Source organism: Methylophilus sp. QUAN, from assembly GCF_015354445.1.
Lineage (GTDB): Bacteria > Pseudomonadota > Gammaproteobacteria > Burkholderiales > Methylophilaceae > Methylophilus.
In genome coordinates, this window is sequence record NZ_JADKYT010000001.1 from 605,922 (window position 1) to 624,009 (window position 18,088).

The following is an 18,088-nucleotide window of genomic DNA, read 5'->3' on the forward strand; positions in this document are numbered from 1 at the left end:
ACTACTCGGAAATTAATTTCTCAATAGCAGAGATGATTCCGTTTTTGTCTAGACCACATTCGGCCAGCATAGTTTCGTGGCTGCCGTGCTCAATAAACTGGTCAGGCAAACCCAAGCAGCGCACGGGTTTCACCAGATGATGTGCCTGTAAGCACTCCATCACCGCCGCACCAGCGCCACCCATGACAGCATTTTCTTCCACGGTCAGCAGGTAATCGTGCGTACGCACCATGTCCAGCACCATGGCTTCATCCAGCGGTTTGATAAAACGCATATTGATCACGGTGGCATCACAGGTTTCTGCGGCTTGCAACGCTGGCTGCAACATGCTGCCAAAGGCTAGGATGGCGATTTTCTTACCCTGGCGCATCAACTGGGCTTTGCCGATAGGCAGTGATTCTAATGTTGGCGAAATACTGGCGCCAATGCCGCTGCCGCGCGGATAACGTACTGCAGCCGTGCCAGGATAATGGTAGCCGGTGGTCAGCATCTGGCGGCATTCGTTTTCATCACTAGGCGCCATAATCACCACGTTAGGGATACAGCGCAAAAAGCTTAAATCAAAGCTGCCTGCGTGTGTTGGGCCATCGGCACCGACCAGGCCTGCACGGTCTATTGCCAGCAATACGTCCAAGTCTTGCAATGCAATATCATGCACCAACTGGTCATAAGCGCGTTGCAAAAAGGTGGAGTAAATCGCCACTACCGGCTTCAGGCCATCACAGGCCATGCCTGCCGCAAAGGTGAGTGCATGCTGCTCGGCAATGCCGACGTCAAAATAGCGTTGCGGATAAGCTTCAGCAAAGCGGTTAAGGCCGGAGCCATCGCACATGGCGGGCGTGATGCCGACCAGTTTGTCGTCTGTGGCGGCCATATCGACCAGCCAGTCGCCAAAAATCTGTGTGTACGTCGGCCGCTCACTATGGCTCAGGCTATGGCCATTTTGTGGGTCAAACTTGCTGACGCCATGATATTTATTTGGGTTGTCTTCGGCCGGGCTGTAACCTTTGCCTTTTTGCGTCACAACGTGCAAAAACTGTGGGCCTTGCAACTGGCGGATATTGCCCAGCGTATCGACCAAGGTGTCGATATCGTGACCGTCAATCGGGCCAATATAGTTGAAGCCGAACTCTTCAAATAGCGTCCCTGGTGTCACCATGCCTTTGGCATGTTCTTCGGCACGCCGTGCGAATTCTTTGACCGGCGGCATGATGTCCAGCACTTTTTTGCCGCTGCGGCGCACGCTGTCATACAGTTTGCCGGACATTAAACGGGCAAGGTAGTTGTTGAGCGCGCCCACATTGTTGGAGATGCTCATATCGTTATCATTGAGGATCACCAGGATATTGGTGTCCATGTCACCCGCATTGTTCAGGGCTTCAAATGCCATGCCCGCCGTCATGGCGCCATCGCCAATAATGGCTACGCTACGGCGATCAGAACCTTGTGCTTTGGCGGCAACCGCCATGCCTAACGCGGCTGAAATCGAGGTGCTGGAGTGGCCAGTACCAAATGTGTCGTATTCGCTCTCATCACGTTTGGGAAAGCCGGCAATACCACCGGCTTTGCGCAGGCCAGACATGGCTTCGCGGCGGCCAGTCAGGATTTTGTGCGGGTAGGTTTGGTGGCCGACATCCCATACCAAACGGTCGTCCGGCGTGTTGTAAATGTAATGCAGCGCGATGGTGAGCTCTACTACCCCCAGGTTAGACGACAGATGGCCGCCCGTTTGCGATACGCTTTGAATCAGGAATGCGCGTAGTTCTGCGGCCAGCACTTTGAGCTGCGAGCGCTCCAGGGTGCGGAGGTCGGTAGGGGAGTCAATGCGGGACAGCAGCGAAGTCATGATTAAAATGGGCGCTCACAAATAAATTTGGCAATGCCGCGTAGTGGGTCTGCCTGCGGGCCAAAGTCCGCCAATAACTGCAATGTTTGCGCATGCAAGCTGTTTACTAACGCTTTCGCCTCTTCCAAACCAAGCAGGCTGACGTAGGTCGATTTCTCCTGCAAGGCATCTTTGCCCGCGGTTTTGCCCAGGGTTTGTGTATCTGCGGTGGCGTCCAGAATATCGTCGACCACCTGGAATGCCAGCCCCATATGCTGGCTATATTGTTCTAAGGTGGTAATGAGTGGCTGCTTCGTGTGATCCGCAGCATACGCGCCCAGTAAGGCTGCCGCTTCAATCAGGGCACCTGTTTTGTACTGGTGCATGGTTTCGAGGGCATCTCGGGACAACAGTTTGCCAGTGCTTTGCAAGTCTATGCTCTGGCCGCCGCACATGCCGCGTGAGCCAGTCGCTTTTGCTAATACTCGCACTTGTGTTAACGCTTGCGGTGCGCTGGTGTTAGCCAGGCATTCAAAGGCTTGACTTTGCAGTGCGTCGCCCACCAGCAAGGCAGTTGCATCGTCATATTGTTTGTGGCAACTAGGCTTGCCTCGGCGCAGGTCGTCGTCGTCCATGCACGGCATATCATCATGCACCAGTGAAAAAGCGTGGATCAGTTCCACTGCCGCTGCTGACGCATCCGCCGCGATAGGGCTTGCACCCGCCAGCTCTGCTGCGGCATAACTTAACAAGGCGCGCACACGCTTGCCGCCACCCAGCACTGCATAACGCATAGCTTCATGTAGGCGGCCAGGCAACGTGCCCTCACTTGGCAGCGTGCGTGACAATACCTCTTCAACGCGTTGCTGATGTGCGCTGGCCCAATGATCAAAAACAAATGGAGGCTGAGTCATGACGAAAGACAAAAGAAAGCAGGCGCGTTAATTGGCCTCAAAAGGAGTCAGCTGTTGCTGCTGGTTCAAGATCATCACGGTTTGTTCGGCTTGTTGCAGTGATTCCTGACAAACCTGCAACAGTTGCATGCCTTCGGTGTAAGCCGTTAATGCGGCTTCCAGTGGCAGTTCACCTGACTCCATGTTTTTAACGATGGACTCCAGCGCTGCCAGTCGCTCAGCAAAGGTTTGTTGGTCATTCACCGTAGACGGTGACTTTTTGGAAGCACTCATGAAAATTAGCCTGTGAAAACGCCAGCTATTTTAACAAAACTCCCCAAGCTTGCGGGATTATTCTCATGTGTGCGAAGGATGGCTCAGGCAGGTAAAACGCGCAGCAGGAATTGGCGAATATCGTCAATTTCGGCTTCACATACGCTGTGCGGCATATCGTACTCGTGCCACTCCACCGCATAGCCCGCAGCTTCCAGTGTTTGCCGCGATGATTGCGCGGTGGCTAGGGTAATGACACTGTCTTGACGTCCATGTGCCATCCAGATCGGTAATTGCTGGTTGGCAGGATGCTGTTTTTCTGTGAGCTGATTCTTTAAGGGCAAGTAAGTGGAGAGCGCCAATACGCCAGCCAAGGGCTGATCAAAACGCGTTGCCGTGTGCAAAGCCATTGCGCCACCCTGTGAAAAGCCCGCCAACAAAATACGTTGCGACGGAATGCCCCGTGCAATCTCTGCTTCAATCATGGCGTTGATTGTGAGTTGCATATTGTTGATGCCAGCTTCATCTTGAGTGCTTTCTGACTGCAACCCGAAAATGTCATACCAGGCACGCATCTCGTAACCGTTATTTAGCGTCACAGGTCGATACGGGGCGTGTGGCAGGATAAATTTGATATGCGGCAGATTGAGCATCTGCACGACAGGCTCAAAGTCGTGGCCGTCGGCGCCTAGGCCGTGCATCCAGAAAATACAACTCTTTGCTTGAGAGTGTTTTGTGAGGCTGTCTAGCAAACGATTCATCCTTTTGATAATCACTGAAAGTTTATCAAAAAATGAAATATTGTTTGAGTGAATTATATTTTGGCGCAAAGACCATTATTGGTTAAATTACAGCTTATTGTTTTGCCTGTGCGTACACTTATGCTTCAGTCAAGCGAGCGTTGTCAGTGGCTTCCTCTAGCTTGGTATGGCGATGGAGGCTAGGATGCTGATGACTGCACTCACAACCATGAGCTTGGTAAGGGTGTAGCCTAATGATGTGAAGTGTCACTTTTGGGTTTGAATTGTGGATAAATGGCAATCGATCAAACTAAGCGGTTTAGTTGAGTCGATTGCCGGTTTCAATCATTTAGCCTTGAAGAGCCTCAGGTGTTAAGGTTTCACGATTGTGCAAGCTCCTGCGTTGGACATCACGCAGGAAACCTTAGAACCAGTTCCGTCTTTGGGCGTGAACTCAAGCGCAGTAGCGTTGATTGCAGTTGGGCTGGCCGGCTTGCCGCTGCAGTTGGTACCAGCGTAGTCGGTAACAGAGTTGCCCAATGTTAGTTGTGTGTAAGCACGTTTGGACCATGCGGTTGCTTCTGACATACATGCGCCATCGTGTGCTTCTTGAACGTAGTCGGTGTAAGCCGGAATCGCTACAGAAGCCAAAATACCAATAATGGCAACAACGATCATCAATTCAATCAGGGTAAAACCTTGTTGTACGTGTTTTTTCATCATGTTTTCCTTTTGAGTCAAGTTTAAAGTGAACATCTACTGTTTCATTCACTGCTTTTCCAACAGTGTTCGCTAAACCCTAAAGCAACAGGTGTGCCAGCTCTCTCTTGCTGGCTATAACTTATTGAAAAATATGAATTAAAGGGTTTTTGTGCTTTATTTCTTCGAATTGAATTCGAGAGCTTTTGGCTAGGTTGGCAAAATGAAAGATGACGTAAAGTGACAGCGATAGTCAATCTTTGGCAATACAAGTGATGTTTTTGGTCAGGGGGAGTGCATGCTTCAGATGCAAAAAAGGGATTGTGTGGTACACAATCCCTTTATTTGGTGTCAGTGTTTAGCTTTTGACCAAGCACTGCATTTGCAAAAAACTGTTGTTTACAACGTAAGACTTACCAGAACTTCCACCAGGGTTTACTGTTGCCTTGCGTGCGCTTACCAGAACCCTGGCTAATTACTTTCCCGATTCGGCAACCTTTTTCAGGCTTTCCAGGCCAGCGTCAAAATAGTCGTTGACTGCTTTGGTGGCAGCGTCGTCATTTTGTTCAGGTTTTGGGATGTTTGAGGAGTCAGCACGGGTGTAGCTGCCTTTAACCGTTACCACTGCTTCGTTGCCGCTGCCGGTCACAGTGATGCTTGGGTAAAAGTTAGACACTTGCAAGGTGCTTTTTTCAATCACGTATTCATATTTCAAGCGCATGCCTGCGTCATCGGCAGAACGCAGTTTTTCATACATCACGCCGCCGTTTTTCAGTTTAACGGTACGGTAAGTTGCGTCATCACCGTTTTCATCTTTTTTCTGCTCTACCGTGGTCGACTCAACGCCTGCGTGCCAAGCTTGTACATTGCCAAAGTCTTTGAGCAATGCCCAGACTTTTGCCGGTGCTGCCTTGATGGTGACGGTTTTTTCAAAACGTAACGCAGCCGCACCGTGTGCGCCAGCAGTCAGAGGGATCAACGGCAATAAAGAAACAGCAATAATGCCTAGAATTTTTTTCATTACATTTCTCCTGATATTTACAGACTTTCAAAACTAAAAGATAAGCGGTACTTGATAAAAGTAGGCGGTCTTGGAGTTTTAAAAACAACCCGAGACTTTACCTAAAAAAAGGCTTCTTTGCGACTAATTCATGGGTCATCCTGTGAAAAAAACAAATTTTATTTAGCCTGGAGTATAAATTGCCCAAATGACCGGCACAGTTTGGGGCTGGCAATGGTGTGCGTGACGGTGTTGGTGTGTGCATCAATCAGCGAAACGGTGTCCGAGCCCCAGTTGGCGACGACGACTTGATTGGTTGTTTTGTCGTATTCAATGCCTTCTGGAAACTCGCCTACAGCGATCGTTTTCACGGTTTTGCCATTGCCTAAGTCAATCACTGAAACGCTTTCTGCATGATTGTTGCTGACGTAAGCCCAACGGCTATCGGGGCTGATGGCCAAACCATAAGGATGTTGCCCGGTTTTGACTGTGCTGGACTGATAAGTGTCTACGTTTAACACAGTGAGCGTGTTGCTGACAACATTCACGACGAATAAGGTGCGCGCGTCCGGGCTGAGTGTCAGTGCAAAGGGGTGTAGCCCAACTGGAATTTGCGCGATGGTTTTGAGTGTCTTGGTGTCTACCACGGTGACATCATTGCTATCGCGATTGGCAATAAACAGTTTTTTGTCATCTGCACTCACCAGCAGCCCCGAGGGCGTTTTGCCTGCCTTGAAGGCTTTTTGTTTGTCAGGGTGTGCGGTGTCGACCGCAATCACCTGTTCACCGCCCCAGTCTGCAACGTAGAGGGTGTTTTCGTCGCGACTGAGGGCGATGCCGACGGCTTGCACGTGTACGGGGATGTCATACACTTTTTGCTGGGTTGCGCTGTCGATGACTGAAACCGTCTGGCTATTGGCATTGCTGATATAGACGCGCTGTTGTTTGGTGGCAATGGCGACACCTACGGGTGCTTTGCCGACCTCAATCGTGTGTGTGACCTGTTTTTTTTGCGTATCCAGAACGGAGACCGTGTCATTGCCCTGGTTGGTGATGTAAGCCAGGCTGCCAGCATATGATTGGGGGATCCATAGCAATAATGCTAGCCAAAGAAACGATGCCGAAGCTTGTTTGCGTAATTTGATGGCAGAGGTGAAAAGCAGGCGCATGCCCGACAAACGATTGTGAGTGTGTAAGGTTGACAGCATTGTTAATTATATAACCATAAATTTATTATGGGGGTTTCGCGGTTTGTTTGTAAATGTATGAAAAGAAACGGGATATTTCCCTGTGGCCCTAATGGACTATTTTATACGGGTAGCCGTTTGACTTAAAATCTGCATGAAAATTTAACTTTATTAAACTTTAATTGAAACCAAGGGAGTCACAATGAAAAAAATATTTGATGCTGGCCTTAAGTTGCTGCTGTCGTTTTCGATGCTGGCAACGGCGCAGTCTGCCTTTGCCTTGACCACAGGTACCGTGGTTGGTAGCAATTTTGTGAATGGCCAAACCAGCTATTCCACTAGCTTTGCTGATGGTACGACCGCTACTTTTGTTGGTAGTAACACTTTTCAGAAAAAAACCCAGGCTGGGATCACAGGTGTGGGTATCGCCGGTGGCAGAACAAATGACGAAATTGATATTGGTGAAACATTGACCGGTACTTTTTCTAAAGAAGTGATTGTTTCTTCTATTAACCTGGCATTGTTGTTTGACGGCCCAGAATATAAAGATGTTAAAGAAGTAGCAAAAATGCTGGTGAGCTTTGCTGACGGTGGTACAGGTGTTTACTACCTGACAGCCACTGGCGTGCACACAGCGGCCTGGACTGGCGAAGGCTCAGTCGTGTCCATTGGTAGTGGTGCTGTTGATGGCGGTACAGGTGCGTGGCAGTTGAATAATCCGTTTGGTTTCCGCTCTGTAGACAGCATTGTGTTCACTGCAGTCAAAGGCTATCCTGATTCACATTGCAAAAAATGTGATAACCAGTCTGATTACACTTTTGTCAACATGACCGTGATTCCAGTGCCAGAAGCAGATAAGTCTGCCATGATGTTTGCTGGCCTGTTGGTCGTGGGTGGCTTGGCTGCACGTCGCATGAAATCCTGATCTTTTCAGGACATCAGTAAAAAAGCTCACGCATAGTGAGCTTTTTTTTTTGAGCAAAACACGCATACTTTTATGGCAGGCGCATGATGGTTGTCCTTTCATTAAAGGGCAAAGTGTGAAAAAATTGCAGCAAATATTGAAGGCAGTTTTTTATGTTAGATCGTGATGGATACCGTCCGAACGTTGGGATTGTGCTTTGCAATGCACATAACCAGGTGTTTTGGGGCAAGCGTATCAGAGAGCATGCGTGGCAGTTTCCGCAAGGCGGCATCAAATATGGTGAAACGCCGGAGCAAGCTATGTATCGTGAGCTGATGGAAGAGGTGGGCCTCAAGCCTGAGCACGTCAAGATTCTGGGCCGTACGCGCGACTGGTTGCGCTATGAAGTGCCTACCAGTTGGATTAAACGTGAATGGCGCGGTAGTTACAAGGGCCAAAAGCAAATCTGGTTTTTGTTGCGCCTGACCGGCCGCGATTCTGATGTGTCGCTGCGTGCGACTGAGCATCCTGAGTTTGATGCATGGCGCTGGAGTGAATACTGGGTGCCACTCGAAGATGTGATTGAGTTCAAGCGCGAGGTTTACCAATTGGCGCTCAACGAGCTGGCAACATTTCTACATCATTCTGGTCGACGGACTGGCGGCAAGCCGCGCAAGCCTGCGCCTGCAAGCAAACTGCCGCCCGCCGTCACTCCTGAATAATCTATAGCCACATGGCCGCTGCGCGGTCTTGTGGCAAAATCCAGTCCAGTCGCAAGCCATGGCAGGTATAGCCGGTGGGATATTTCACTAAATAATCCTGGTGCTCAGGCTCGGCCAGCCAAAAATCGCTGGCAGGTGTGACTTCTGTGACGACCTTCCCGGGCCAGATCTGCGTGGCATTCATGTCGGCGATCAGTTGTTCCGCCTCGGTTTTTTGTGCCGCATTGGCATAATAAATGGCCGAGCGGTAAGATGGCCCCAAATCATTGCCCTGGCGGTTCAAGGTGGTCGGGTCGTGAATCTGGAAAAAGAACACCAGCAATTGCCTGAGGCTGATCTGTGATGCATCAAACTCCACCTCTATCGCCTCTGCATGGTTGCCATGATTGCGGTAGGTGGCATGGGCAACTTCGCCGCCGGTATAGCCGACGCGTGTGGAAATGACGCCGGGCAGGCGTCGGAACAGGTCTTGCATGCCCCAAAAACAGCCGCCAGCGAGAATAATGGTGTCTTGCATCAGGTCCTCTTTCTATCAGTTGGATGCTTCATGTAGGTATGAAGCCGTGTTTGAATGATTTTTATGCTTTGTCGTGTATCAAATCAAATACTTACAATCTGTCCAGTATAGGTGGTTTAGGTTAAAATACTGAGTTTTAGTTCTAAGCAATGTTGGGGAGCATATGGCAGTCAAGGTAGGCATTAACGGGTTTGGGCGAATTGGCCGTATGGCGTTGCGTGCGGCGATTGAGCAACCAGAGTTCAGCAATATCGAAGTCGTGGCAATTAATAGTTCATATGATGTTGAATACATGATGTATTTGCTCAAGTATGACTCTGTGCATGGCCGTTTTAATGCCAAGGTTGAGGCCGACAATGGCGCGCTGGTGGTCAATGGCAAGCGCATTCACCTGACTGCTGAACGTGATCCTAACAATATCGACTGGCGTAAAGGTGGCGCTGAGGTGGTGATTGAATCTACCGGCGCTTTTTTGACCCAGGAAACCTGCCAGTCACACGTGAACGGCGGAGCTGTTAAAGTGGTGCAATCTGCACCGGGTAAAGATGATACGCCGATGTTTGTGTACGGTGTAAATCATACTGAATATGCAGGCCAGGCGATTATTTCTGCTGCCTCCTGTACCACCAATGGCCTGGCGCCGCTGGCAAAAGTATTGCATGACACCTTTGGTATCAAACGTGGCTTGATGACCACTATTCATGCGGCAACAGCCTCACAGCTGACCGTAGATGGCACTTCCAAGAAAGACTGGCGCGGTGGCCGCAGTGTGTTTGAAAACATTATTCCTTCCAGCACCGGTGCTGCCAAGGCGGTAGGTAAAGTGATTCCATCCCTCAACAAGAAGCTGACAGGTATGGCCATGCGTGTGCCATCGGCCGATGTGTCTGTGGTGGATCTGACCGTAGAACTGAATAGCGAAACTACGTATGAAGCGATTTGCGCCGCCATGCAAAAAGCGGCCGACGGTGAATTAAAAGGTGTGCTGGAGTTTACCAATGAAAAAGTGGTTTCCAGCGATTTCCGCAGCAGTGCAGCCGCCAGCGTGTTTGATGCCGATGCAGGCATTATGCTGGACCCGACCTTTGTTAAAGTCGTCGGCTGGTACGACAACGAATACGGCTACACCTGTAACCTGCTGCGCCTGGTTCAACACATTGCTTAATCATGCACGGGGCTTTATGCCCCGTTTGCTTTTGTCACTGAGATTTTTATCCTTACCAGTTTATATTCAAGCGGCGGCGACCGCTCAAGGGAGACCTTCATGAAATTCATCAAAATGACCGACCTCGACTTGCGTGGCAAGCGTGTGTTTATCCGTGCCGACCTCAATGTGCCGGTGAAAGACGGCGTGGTGACCAGTGATGCCAGAATTGTGGCCAGCATGCCGACGATTGAATATGCATTAAAAGCAGGCGCCAAAGTGATGGTGACTTCACATTTAGGCCGCCCGGAAGAGGGCGTGTACAGTGAAGAGAACTCGTTGCAGCCAGTGGCTGACGTGATGAGTAAGTTGCTGGGGCAGCCGGTGCGCCTAGTCAAGAACTGGCTGGCGCCTAATGCGCCAGAAGACAGTTTGACCACGCAAGACGGTCAGCTGATTTTGCTGGAAAACTGCCGCTTTAATGTTGGTGAAAAGAAAAACAACGATGAACTGGCGAAGAAATATGCCGCCTTGTGCGATGTATTTGTGATGGACGCCTTTGGCACTGCACACCGCGCTGAAGCTTCCACGCATGGGATTGCCAAGTTTGCGCCAGTCGCCTGTGCAGGTATTCTGCTGACACAAGAGCTGGATGCATTAAGCAAGGCCTTGCTGGCACCTGCGCGTCCGCTGGTGGCGATTGTGGGTGGTTCCAAAGTGTCAACCAAGTTGACCGTCTTGGAAAGCTTGTCTGATAAGGTCGACCAGTTGGTGGTTGGCGGTGGTATCGCCAACACCTTCCTCAAAGCTTCTGGCCAGGAAGTTGGCAAGTCTTTGTGTGAGGATGACTTGATTGGCACCGCGAAATGCCTGATGGACAAAATGTCTGCGCGTGGCGCCTGTGTGCCGATTGCCAAAGATGTGGTGGTGGGCAAGCAATTTGACGCCAATGAACCTGCGGTGAAGAAACCAGCAACTGACGTCGCTGCTGACGAAATGATTTTTGATATTGGCGCACAATCTGCGGCTGAACTGGTCGACATCATCATGAAAGCAGGCACCGTGGTCTGGAACGGCCCGGTTGGCGTGTTTGAATTTGACCAGTTTGGTGATGGCACCAAAACCATTGCCAAGGCCATTGCCGAAACCAAAGCCTTTACGCTGGCGGGTGGTGGCGACACGATTGCGGCGATCCAGAAATATGATATTTACGACAAGGTGTCTTATATTTCTACCGCAGGCGGCGCATTTTTAGAGTTTTTAGAGGGTAAAACCTTACCCGCGGTGGCCATTCTGGAAGAGCGAGCAGCTTAAAATACACGCGGGCTGAGGGTTGTCGCTACACGGAAAGCGGCACCGTCAGCCTGTGATGTTTGTCGTAGACTTCGACGCGATTTCTGCCTTGTTTCTTGGCTACATACAAGGCCTTGTCCGCCTGTTCAATCAGCAAGTTGCCGTCTTCACTGAAGTTTAACCATTGGTTGCGGGCGTGCTGCTCTTTGTGTGACTGCGATTGTTGTAGGCCTAGTGAGGCAACGCCGATGCTGACGGTCATCAGTCGGTGACCAGCAAAACGGATATCCAGCGCCATCACTTTCTGGCGGATGCGTTCGGCGATTTTAGCGGCTTCCTGTTGTGTGGTTTGCCCCAGCACCAATACAAACTCTTCACCGCCGTAACGCGCCGCCAGGTCGCCGGGGCGGTTGCTGTAACGTTTCAATATGCCTGCCAATTGGCGCAGGCAATCATCCCCCGCGCCATGTCCCATACTGTCATTGAGTTGTTTGAAGTGGTCGGCATCGACCATCATCACGCTCAGGCTGGACTGATGGCGGATGGCACGTGACCATTCATCGCGCATGAATTGTTCCAAGCGACGGCGATTGGCCAGCCCGGTGAGCGGGTCGGTCAGAGTGAGCGCCGAGATGCGATCTTCAGTCTGTTTGTGGTGGGTGATATTGGTCAGTGACAGTAAAAATAACTTGCCATCTGCCAGGGTGGTTTGCATGGGCTGCAAGTTGAGTGTCAGCCAGGTGGGTTCCTGTGTTGGCGTGTGACACAAATAGTCAGTTGTGAAGTGCGGCATTGAGCCACTCAGGACACGTTCTATACCATCTAGCAACACTGGCTGGTTGGTGTCTTCATTGGCGCGGCAAAGATCCAGGTAGGCGATGCCAAACCAGTCTGTTTCCAGCGCCAGGCCGTAAAGTAGCCCGAATTTCCGCCAGGCCTGGTTCACGTAAATAATGCTGCTGGTCTCATCAATCACTGCGATTTGCAGCGGTAATGTGTCCAGGATACCACTCAGTAATTGTTCTGCGATGTTCACAAAATATCCGATGGCCAGTTGCTTGCAACATTCAAAAGATTCAACTCTATTCTATTCGCGGCTTTCGCGCCTGTCTAATGCTAATTGTTGAAAATTAGCATCAAAATTGCTTGTTTTTACCGTATCCAATGACTAAGGAGTCAAAAATGGGTATTCGGGTAGGGATTAATGGTTTTGGCCGTATTGGCCGCATGGTGCTGCGCGCCGCATTAAATCAGGCTGAGTTCAAGGATATGGAGGTGGTGGCCATCAACGGCATCGAGGAACCTGACCATATGTTGTATATGCTCAAATATGACTCCGTGCACGGCAGGCTGGCACAGGATGCACATTTAGAGGGCGACTTCCTGGTCATCAATGGCAAAAAAATCCGTTTGACGGCGCATGCCAAACCGGCAGATATCGACTGGAATGCGGAAGCGGTGGACGTGGTGATCGAATGTACCGGCGTGTTCCTGACCCAGGAAACCTGTGCCGCACATATTGCCGGTGGCGCGCGCATTGTGGTGCAGTCTGCCCCCGGCAAAGACGATACACCTATGTATGTCTATGGCGTCAATCACTACCATTATCACGGTGAAGATATTGTCTCGGCAGCCTCTTGCACCACCAATGGCCTGGCGCCGATCGTCAAGGTGTTGCATGACCATTTTGGTGTCAAGCGCGGCTTGATGACAACCATCCATGCGGCGACCGCTACCCAAAAAACGGTTGATGGCACCTCTAACAAAGACTGGCGCGGTGGGCGCGGCGTGTTTGAAAACATCATTCCTTCCAGTACCGGGGCCGCGAAGGCCGTGGGGAAGGTGATCCCGGCGCTCAATAAAAAACTCACGGGCATGTCCATGCGTATTCCTTCAGCGGATGTGTCTGTGGTCGATTTAACCGTAGAGTTGCAGCAAAAAACCACTTACGAAGATATTTGTGCCGTGATGAAATATGCCGCAGAACGCGACCTGAAAGGCGTGCTCGGCTATACCGAAGACGCTGTGGTTTCCAGCGATTTCCGTGGGTTTCCGGCGGCCAGTGTGTTCGATGCCGGTGCCGGCATTATGCTGGACCCGACCTTTGTCAAACTGATAGGTTGGTATGACAACGAATATGGCTATACCTGTAACTTGTTACGCTTAACGCGCTATGTTGCATATGCCAAATTGTCGATGACAGATTTGCCTGAGGTTGAAGAGGACGTTGCCGTAGCCGCTTGAGTGCTTGGGTATCAATTTATTCGCCAGCAATCGCGTCCGCATTTATAATGCTGCTTTTACTTGTGTGATAGACATTATGCGTGCGCCTTTGCTCGAAACTTCCATCAAAAGCCTGAAAAAACTGCACCAGGGCAAGGTGCGTGATATTTACGATATCGATGCCCACACCATGCTGCTGGTGAGTACGGATCGTTTAAGTGCTTTTGATGTGATTTTGCCCACCGGCATTCAGCACAAGGGTGCAATGCTGACGCAAATGGCCAACTTCTGGTTTGAGCAGTTGCAGGACGTGGTGCCTAATCATTTGACCGGTATTGCGCCTGAGTCTGTGGTTGCGCCGGATGAGGTCGAACAGGTCAAAGGCCGTGCCGTGGTGGTGAAAAAGCTCAAAGCCCTGCCGCTGGAAGCGATTGTGCGCGGTTACCTGGTCGGCAGTGGCTGGAAAGAATACCAAGCCAAAGGCACGGTCTGCGACATTCCTTTGCCAGCCGGTCTGCAACTGGCGCAACAGTTACCTAAACCGTTATTCACGCCTTCAAGCAAGGCCGCAGTTGGCGAGCACGATGAAAACATCAGCGTCGCCCAAGTAGAGGCGCTGATCGGTAAAGACCTGACCGCGCAAGTTGAAAAAGCGGCGATTGCCTTGTACACACGTGCGGCAGAATATGCGCGCACCAAGGGTATTATCATTGCTGATACCAAATTTGAATTCGGCGTCGACGAGCATGGTGTGTTGCATGTGATGGATGAAGCTTTGACGCCGGACTCTTCCCGTTTCTGGCCGGCAGACCTGTACCAAATTGGTAGCAACCCGCCCAGTTATGACAAGCAATATGTGCGTGACTGGCTGGAAAGCTGTGGCTGGAACAAAGTTGCGCCAGGGCCTGAATTACCAGTCGATGTGGCGCAACGTACCTCGGATAAATATATGGAGGCGTTTGCCAAGCTGACCGGGCGTACTTTACAGGTGGATTAATCTTTCATGGGTTTGCGTGCGCAACTGGCAACACTGGCCAGCCGCTTTAAGCAAGAGGTGGCCTTTTACCGTGCCTTGCATGCGCACCCGCAAACGCCTTGGCTGGCCAAGGCCTTGTTATGGTTGGCGCTAGGATATTTAGTCTTGCCGTTTGATCTGATTCCGGATTTTATTCCGGTCATCGGCCAGTTGGATGAGTTGGTCATTATTCCATTATTGCTTTACTTGGCACTCAAGTTGACGCCAGTCGCGGTGCGGCAGGCGTGTCGCGATTCTGTGCCGCTTGTGCCGGATCAAAAATAGTGCTGTTTGACAGCAAATGTTCATATTATTCGCCTATAATGGCGCTTTTTTGTTGAAATGGGTTTGAGAAGATGTCTTTGAATTTGGTGCCAAGCGGCAAAGATTTGCCTCACGACTTTAACGTTATTATCGAAATTCCGGCCAACGGCGACCCGGTGAAATACGAAGTAGATAAAGAGAGTGGCGCGCTGTTTGTGGATCGCTTCATGGGTACATCCATGCAATATCCATGTAACTACGGTTATATTCCACACACTCTGGGCGACGATGGAGACCCGGTGGACGTGCTGGTGATCACACCAGTGCCATTATTGCCAGGTGTCGTGGTACGTTGCCGCGCATTGGGTATGCTGAAAATGACCGACGAAGCCGGTGGTGATGCCAAAGTGTTGGCCGTGCCTATCGAAAAAGTCTGTGGCCTGTATGCTTACCAGAAAACATTGAGCGATGTGTCACCTTGGCGTTTGGACATGATTGCCCACTTCTTTGAGCACTACAAAGACCTGGATAAAGGAAAATGGGTGAAAATCGAAGGTTGGGAAGGCATTGAATCTGCGCATAAGGAAATCACTGATGGCGTTGTGCGTTACAACGAAGCAGAAGTGAAGCCAGCGTTTTAATCAGACGTTTTACACTGAAATATGATGCATAAAAAGCCGGGTAATTTACCCGGCTTTTTGTTTGTGAATGGCTTGTTAATGTAATAGCGGGACGATCAGCAGCGCCACAATGTTGATGATCTTGATTAAGGGGTTTACTGCCGGGCCAGCTGTATCCTTGTAAGGATCGCCGACGGTGTCGCCTGTGACTGCGGCTTTGTGTGCATCTGAGCCCTTGCCGCCGTGATGGCCGTCTTCAATGTATTTCTTGGCGTTATCCCAGGCGCCGCCGCCCGTACACATGGAGATCGCCACAAACAGGCCGGTAACAATCGTCCCCATGAGCAAGCCGCCCAATGCGACCGGGCCCAAGAATAATCCGACCAGGATTGGCACGGCAACCGGCAATAATGATGGCAACATCATTTCCTTGATGGCTGCGCTGGTGAGCATGTCCACTGCTTTGCCATATTCCGGTTTGGCAGTACCTTCCATAATGCCTTTGATTTCGCGGAACTGGCGGCGCACTTCTTCCACTACGCTGCCCGCGGCGCGGCCAACAGCTTCCATCGCCATGGCGGCAAACAGGAATGGAATCAGGCCGCCAATAAACAGGCCGATAATCACTTTCGGGTCACTTAAATCAAAGCTGGCGGTGATGCCCGCGCCTTCCAGTTTGTGCGTGTAGTCTGCAAACAGCACCAGTGATGCCAGCCCTGCTGAGCCAATGGCGTAGCCTTTGGTGACCGCTTTGGTTGTGTTGCCCACGGCATCCAGCGGGTCGGTGACGTCGCGCACGCTACTGGGTAACTCGGCCATCTCAGCGATACCGCCTGCGTTGTCGGTAATCGGGCCATAGGCATCTAGTGCCACCACAATGCCTGCCATGCTCAACATGGCCATGGCGGCAATCGCCACGCCATAGAGGCCGGCCAGGTGAAAGGCGACGTAGATGGCGATACAGACCGAAATCACCGGCAGCGCGGTCGACTTCATGGACACGCCTATACCGGCAATAATGTTGGTCGCATGGCCGGTGGTCGAGGCTTGCGCTACGTGTTTGACGGGAGCGTAGTCGGTACCCGTATAGTATTCGGTGATCCACACGAGCGCTGCGGTTAATGCCAGGCCCACTGCACAAGCACCGAATAATGCCTGGCTGGTGACGGTGACTTCACCATGCGTGTAGCCTTGCGGAAACACATACTGCGTGACAAAGTAAAATGCGATCAGGGAGAGTGTGCCTGCGACGGCCAGGCCCTTGTACAGTGCTGGCATGACGTTTTTCATGCCAGGCGAGGCCTTGACGAAGAAACAGCCAATAATGGATGCGACGATTGAAACTGCGCCCAGCAATAAGGGGTAAATCACACCGTTGGCGCCTGCTTCTGCTGCCATCAGGCCGCCGAGCACCATAGTGGCGATCAATGTCACGGCATAGGTTTCAAACAGGTCAGCTGCCATGCCTGCGCAGTCGCCCACATTGTCGCCAACGTTGTCGGCAATCACGGCAGGATTGCGCGGGTCATCTTCCGGGATGCCTGCTTCGACTTTGCCGACCAGGTCAGCACCAACATCGGCGCCTTTGGTGAAAATGCCGCCACCCAGCCGGGCGAAGATGGAAATCAATGAAGAGCCGAATGCCAGGCCAATCAATGGATTCAGGTCTGTCGCCTGCTCGGCGCCGAGATAGGCATAAAAGCCAGCCACGCCTAATAGGCCCAGGCCCACCACCAGCATGCCGGTAATCGCCCCACCTTTAAAGGCCACATCCAGCGCTGCGCCTATGCCATTGGTCGCAGCCTGTGCCGTACGCACATTGGCCTTGACCGAGACATTCATGCCAATAAAGCCACAGGCACCGGATAATAGGGCGCCGATAACAAAGCCGATGGCGGTTTGCGCGCCTAAAAATACGCCAATTAAAATGGCCAGTATCACACCTACCAGTGCGATGGTTTTGTATTGCCTGGATAGATAGGCGGCTGCGCCTTGCTGAATGGCCCCGGCAATTTCCTGCATGCGGGCATTGCCTGCGGGTAAGCCTGAAATCCACTTGCTCATTACTACGCCATAGAGCACCGCCAACACTGCAGCACTGAGGGCTAACATTAATGCGACTGACATGACTTCTCCTGTTCCTGATGAAACTGCGTTAAACGTAATGACTGCTTAAAACCCTGTTACTTAATTTGTAAATAAAATGTAACAGGTTGAGCCATTATTGCACTATTAAAGTGCGCCTACAAGCGCGTTTTCAGGGCTATTTTGAGGGTGGAAAAAGCGTCACTCAGTCGTCACGTTGCTGGTCAATAAAGTGGCGTAAAGCAGCTTCTAACGCCGGATTATTGGCCTCGTTAGCATAGGCTTCGAGTGTGTTTAAAGCGCGATTTGAAGGGGCTTTGATGCGTTTATGCTTGCTTTGCGGGCGAGATTTTACTTGCACTTTGACCTTAATTGCGTTAAGGTTTAAGCCTTTGATTTTCCTGGAATTTTGACAAAAATCCCGGATTTTTTGTAGGAGTTGGGTTTCCATTAACTTGATTCTGCTGGCCGCTGCGCCTGATTGTACGGCAATCGTCAGTGCACCATCATGTAGCGCCAGTACATGCGAAAACCTGGAGAATTCCGGGGCCACTGCTGACCAGCATTGCTGTAATTGCTGCCTATCATCCGCTTCTTGTAATAGCGGCTTGAGATCGTGATGATGCTTGAAAATCTGATTGATTTTGAACATGGCGGATTGTCCACAGAATGCGTGAATATTGT

19 protein-coding genes are annotated in these 18,088 nt (G+C 51.0%); 8 read left to right on the forward strand and 11 right to left on the reverse strand.

What is annotated here, in order from left to right:
* Nucleotide 1 precedes the first annotated feature (1 nt).
* From dxs to INP79_RS02940, 7 genes are all read right to left on the reverse strand, one after another.
* Nucleotides 2–1,846 (reverse strand): 1-deoxy-D-xylulose-5-phosphate synthase, encoded by a 1,845-nt coding sequence (gene dxs, locus INP79_RS02910; protein ID WP_194752850.1) that lies wholly within the window; start codon nucleotides 1,844–1,846, stop codon nucleotides 2–4.
* Between the two features lie 2 nt (nucleotides 1,847–1,848).
* Nucleotides 1,849–2,739: a polyprenyl synthetase family protein gene (locus INP79_RS02915; RefSeq protein WP_194752851.1), complete on the reverse strand. Its 891-nt coding sequence runs from the start codon at nucleotides 2,737–2,739 to the stop codon at nucleotides 1,849–1,851.
* A gap of 27 nt (nucleotides 2,740–2,766) precedes the next feature.
* Entirely contained in the window at nucleotides 2,767–3,012 is a 246-nt protein-coding gene (xseB, locus tag INP79_RS02920; protein WP_194752852.1) for an exodeoxyribonuclease VII small subunit, read from the reverse strand.
* Nucleotides 3,013–3,095: 83 nt separating this feature from the next.
* Nucleotides 3,096–3,752, reverse strand: coding sequence for an alpha/beta hydrolase (locus INP79_RS02925; protein ID WP_228519690.1), 657 nt, complete (start codon nucleotides 3,750–3,752; stop codon nucleotides 3,096–3,098).
* Nucleotides 3,753–4,103: 351 nt separating this feature from the next.
* Complete coding sequence (locus INP79_RS15570) at nucleotides 4,104–4,454, reverse strand: prepilin-type N-terminal cleavage/methylation domain-containing protein (RefSeq protein WP_370583215.1); 351 nt, start codon at nucleotides 4,452–4,454, stop codon at nucleotides 4,104–4,106.
* Nucleotides 4,455–4,905: 451 nt separating this feature from the next.
* Nucleotides 4,906–5,451 carry an SRPBCC family protein gene (locus tag INP79_RS02935; protein ID WP_024929436.1) on the reverse strand — a complete coding sequence of 182 codons (546 nt, stop codon included), beginning with the start codon at nucleotides 5,449–5,451 and terminating at the stop codon, nucleotides 4,906–4,908.
* Between the two features lie 158 nt (nucleotides 5,452–5,609).
* Nucleotides 5,610–6,599 carry a beta-propeller fold lactonase family protein gene (locus tag INP79_RS02940; protein WP_194752854.1) on the reverse strand — a complete coding sequence of 330 codons (990 nt, stop codon included), beginning with the start codon at nucleotides 6,597–6,599 and terminating at the stop codon, nucleotides 5,610–5,612.
* Nucleotides 6,600–6,819: 220 nt separating this feature from the next.
* On the opposite strand from INP79_RS02940, the gene INP79_RS02945 reads away from it, so the two are divergent.
* Together INP79_RS02945 and INP79_RS02950 are read left to right on the forward strand one after the other, a co-directional pair.
* Nucleotides 6,820–7,542, forward strand: a complete 723-nt coding sequence (locus INP79_RS02945) for a hypothetical protein (RefSeq protein ID WP_194752855.1) — start codon at nucleotides 6,820–6,822, stop codon at nucleotides 7,540–7,542.
* Nucleotides 7,543–7,694: 152 nt separating this feature from the next.
* Nucleotides 7,695–8,243 (forward strand): RNA pyrophosphohydrolase, encoded by a 549-nt coding sequence (locus tag INP79_RS02950; RefSeq protein WP_194740441.1) that lies wholly within the window; start codon nucleotides 7,695–7,697, stop codon nucleotides 8,241–8,243.
* Nucleotide 8,244: 1 nt separating this feature from the next.
* Here the strand turns inward: INP79_RS02950 and msrA are convergent, their stop codons facing one another.
* The gene (gene msrA / locus INP79_RS02955; RefSeq protein ID WP_194752856.1) at nucleotides 8,245–8,760 is read right to left on the reverse strand and encodes a peptide-methionine (S)-S-oxide reductase MsrA; all 516 of its coding nucleotides are present in this window, start codon (nucleotides 8,758–8,760) and stop codon (nucleotides 8,245–8,247) included.
* A 163-nt stretch (nucleotides 8,761–8,923) separates the two neighbouring features.
* Here msrA and gap (INP79_RS02960) point away from each other — a divergent pair, with 163 nt between their 5' ends.
* Complete coding sequence (gene gap, locus INP79_RS02960; protein ID WP_194752857.1) at nucleotides 8,924–9,925, forward strand: type I glyceraldehyde-3-phosphate dehydrogenase; 1,002 nt, start codon at nucleotides 8,924–8,926, stop codon at nucleotides 9,923–9,925.
* 99 nt (nucleotides 9,926–10,024) lie between these two features.
* A complete protein-coding gene (locus INP79_RS02965; RefSeq protein ID WP_194752858.1) occupies nucleotides 10,025–11,218 on the forward strand; it encodes a phosphoglycerate kinase in 1,194 nt (397 codons plus the stop codon).
* Between the two features lie 25 nt (nucleotides 11,219–11,243).
* Here the strand turns inward: INP79_RS02965 and INP79_RS02970 are convergent, their stop codons facing one another.
* A complete protein-coding gene (locus INP79_RS02970; RefSeq protein ID WP_194752859.1) occupies nucleotides 11,244–12,233 on the reverse strand; it encodes a sensor domain-containing diguanylate cyclase in 990 nt (329 codons plus the stop codon).
* A 146-nt stretch (nucleotides 12,234–12,379) separates the two neighbouring features.
* Here INP79_RS02970 and gap (INP79_RS02975) point away from each other — a divergent pair, with 146 nt between their 5' ends.
* The 4 genes from gap (INP79_RS02975) (at nucleotide 12,380) to ppa (ending at nucleotide 15,340) form a co-directional block, all read left to right on the forward strand.
* A complete protein-coding gene (gene gap / locus INP79_RS02975) occupies nucleotides 12,380–13,441 on the forward strand; it encodes a type I glyceraldehyde-3-phosphate dehydrogenase (protein WP_194752860.1) in 1,062 nt (353 codons plus the stop codon).
* Nucleotides 13,442–13,517: 76 nt separating this feature from the next.
* Nucleotides 13,518–14,417: a phosphoribosylaminoimidazolesuccinocarboxamide synthase gene (locus INP79_RS02980; protein ID WP_194752861.1), complete on the forward strand. Its 900-nt coding sequence runs from the start codon at nucleotides 13,518–13,520 to the stop codon at nucleotides 14,415–14,417.
* A 6-nt stretch (nucleotides 14,418–14,423) separates the two neighbouring features.
* Nucleotides 14,424–14,720 (forward strand): YkvA family protein, encoded by a 297-nt coding sequence (locus INP79_RS02985; protein ID WP_194752862.1) that lies wholly within the window; start codon nucleotides 14,424–14,426, stop codon nucleotides 14,718–14,720.
* A 71-nt stretch (nucleotides 14,721–14,791) separates the two neighbouring features.
* Nucleotides 14,792–15,340, forward strand: coding sequence for an inorganic diphosphatase (ppa, locus tag INP79_RS02990; RefSeq protein WP_194740449.1), 549 nt, complete (start codon nucleotides 14,792–14,794; stop codon nucleotides 15,338–15,340).
* Between the two features lie 75 nt (nucleotides 15,341–15,415).
* Here the strand turns inward: ppa and INP79_RS02995 are convergent, their stop codons facing one another.
* Nucleotides 15,416–17,446 carry a sodium-translocating pyrophosphatase gene (locus tag INP79_RS02995; RefSeq protein ID WP_194752863.1) on the reverse strand — a complete coding sequence of 677 codons (2,031 nt, stop codon included), beginning with the start codon at nucleotides 17,444–17,446 and terminating at the stop codon, nucleotides 15,416–15,418.
* 163 nt (nucleotides 17,447–17,609) lie between these two features.
* Nucleotides 17,610–18,056, reverse strand: a complete 447-nt coding sequence (locus INP79_RS03000; RefSeq protein ID WP_024929446.1) for a DUF721 domain-containing protein — start codon at nucleotides 18,054–18,056, stop codon at nucleotides 17,610–17,612.
* Between the last annotated feature and the right edge of the window lie 32 nt (nucleotides 18,057–18,088).

Bases quoted from the DNA above. Each gene is read 5' to 3' on its own strand.
- dxs (WP_194752850.1), bottom strand. From the start codon at position 1,846: ATGACTTCGCTGCTGTCCCGCATTGACTCCCCTACCGACCTCCGCACC.
- INP79_RS02915 (WP_194752851.1), bottom strand. From the start codon at position 2,739: ATGACTCAGCCTCCATTTGTTTTTGATCATTGGGCCAGCGCACATCAG.
- xseB (WP_194752852.1), bottom strand. From the start codon at position 3,012: ATGAGTGCTTCCAAAAAGTCACCGTCTACGGTGAATGACCAACAAACC.
- INP79_RS02925 (WP_228519690.1), bottom strand. From the start codon at position 3,752: ATGAATCGTTTGCTAGACAGCCTCACAAAACACTCTCAAGCAAAGAGT.
- INP79_RS15570 (WP_370583215.1), bottom strand. From the start codon at position 4,454: ATGATGAAAAAACACGTACAACAAGGTTTTACCCTGATTGAATTGATG.
- INP79_RS02935 (WP_024929436.1), bottom strand. From the start codon at position 5,451: ATGAAAAAAATTCTAGGCATTATTGCTGTTTCTTTATTGCCGTTGATC.
- INP79_RS02940 (WP_194752854.1), bottom strand. From the start codon at position 6,599: ATGCGCCTGCTTTTCACCTCTGCCATCAAATTACGCAAACAAGCTTCG.
- INP79_RS02945 (WP_194752855.1), top strand. From the start codon at position 6,820: ATGAAAAAAATATTTGATGCTGGCCTTAAGTTGCTGCTGTCGTTTTCG.
- INP79_RS02950 (WP_194740441.1), top strand. From the start codon at position 7,695: ATGTTAGATCGTGATGGATACCGTCCGAACGTTGGGATTGTGCTTTGC.
- msrA (WP_194752856.1), bottom strand. From the start codon at position 8,760: ATGCAAGACACCATTATTCTCGCTGGCGGCTGTTTTTGGGGCATGCAA.
- gap (WP_194752857.1), top strand. From the start codon at position 8,924: ATGGCAGTCAAGGTAGGCATTAACGGGTTTGGGCGAATTGGCCGTATG.
- INP79_RS02965 (WP_194752858.1), top strand. From the start codon at position 10,025: ATGAAATTCATCAAAATGACCGACCTCGACTTGCGTGGCAAGCGTGTG.
- gap (WP_194752860.1), top strand. From the start codon at position 12,380: ATGGGTATTCGGGTAGGGATTAATGGTTTTGGCCGTATTGGCCGCATG.
- INP79_RS02980 (WP_194752861.1), top strand. From the start codon at position 13,518: ATGCGTGCGCCTTTGCTCGAAACTTCCATCAAAAGCCTGAAAAAACTG.
- INP79_RS02985 (WP_194752862.1), top strand. From the start codon at position 14,424: ATGGGTTTGCGTGCGCAACTGGCAACACTGGCCAGCCGCTTTAAGCAA.
- ppa (WP_194740449.1), top strand. From the start codon at position 14,792: ATGTCTTTGAATTTGGTGCCAAGCGGCAAAGATTTGCCTCACGACTTT.
- INP79_RS02995 (WP_194752863.1), bottom strand. From the start codon at position 17,446: ATGTCAGTCGCATTAATGTTAGCCCTCAGTGCTGCAGTGTTGGCGGTG.
- INP79_RS03000 (WP_024929446.1), bottom strand. From the start codon at position 18,056: ATGTTCAAAATCAATCAGATTTTCAAGCATCATCACGATCTCAAGCCG.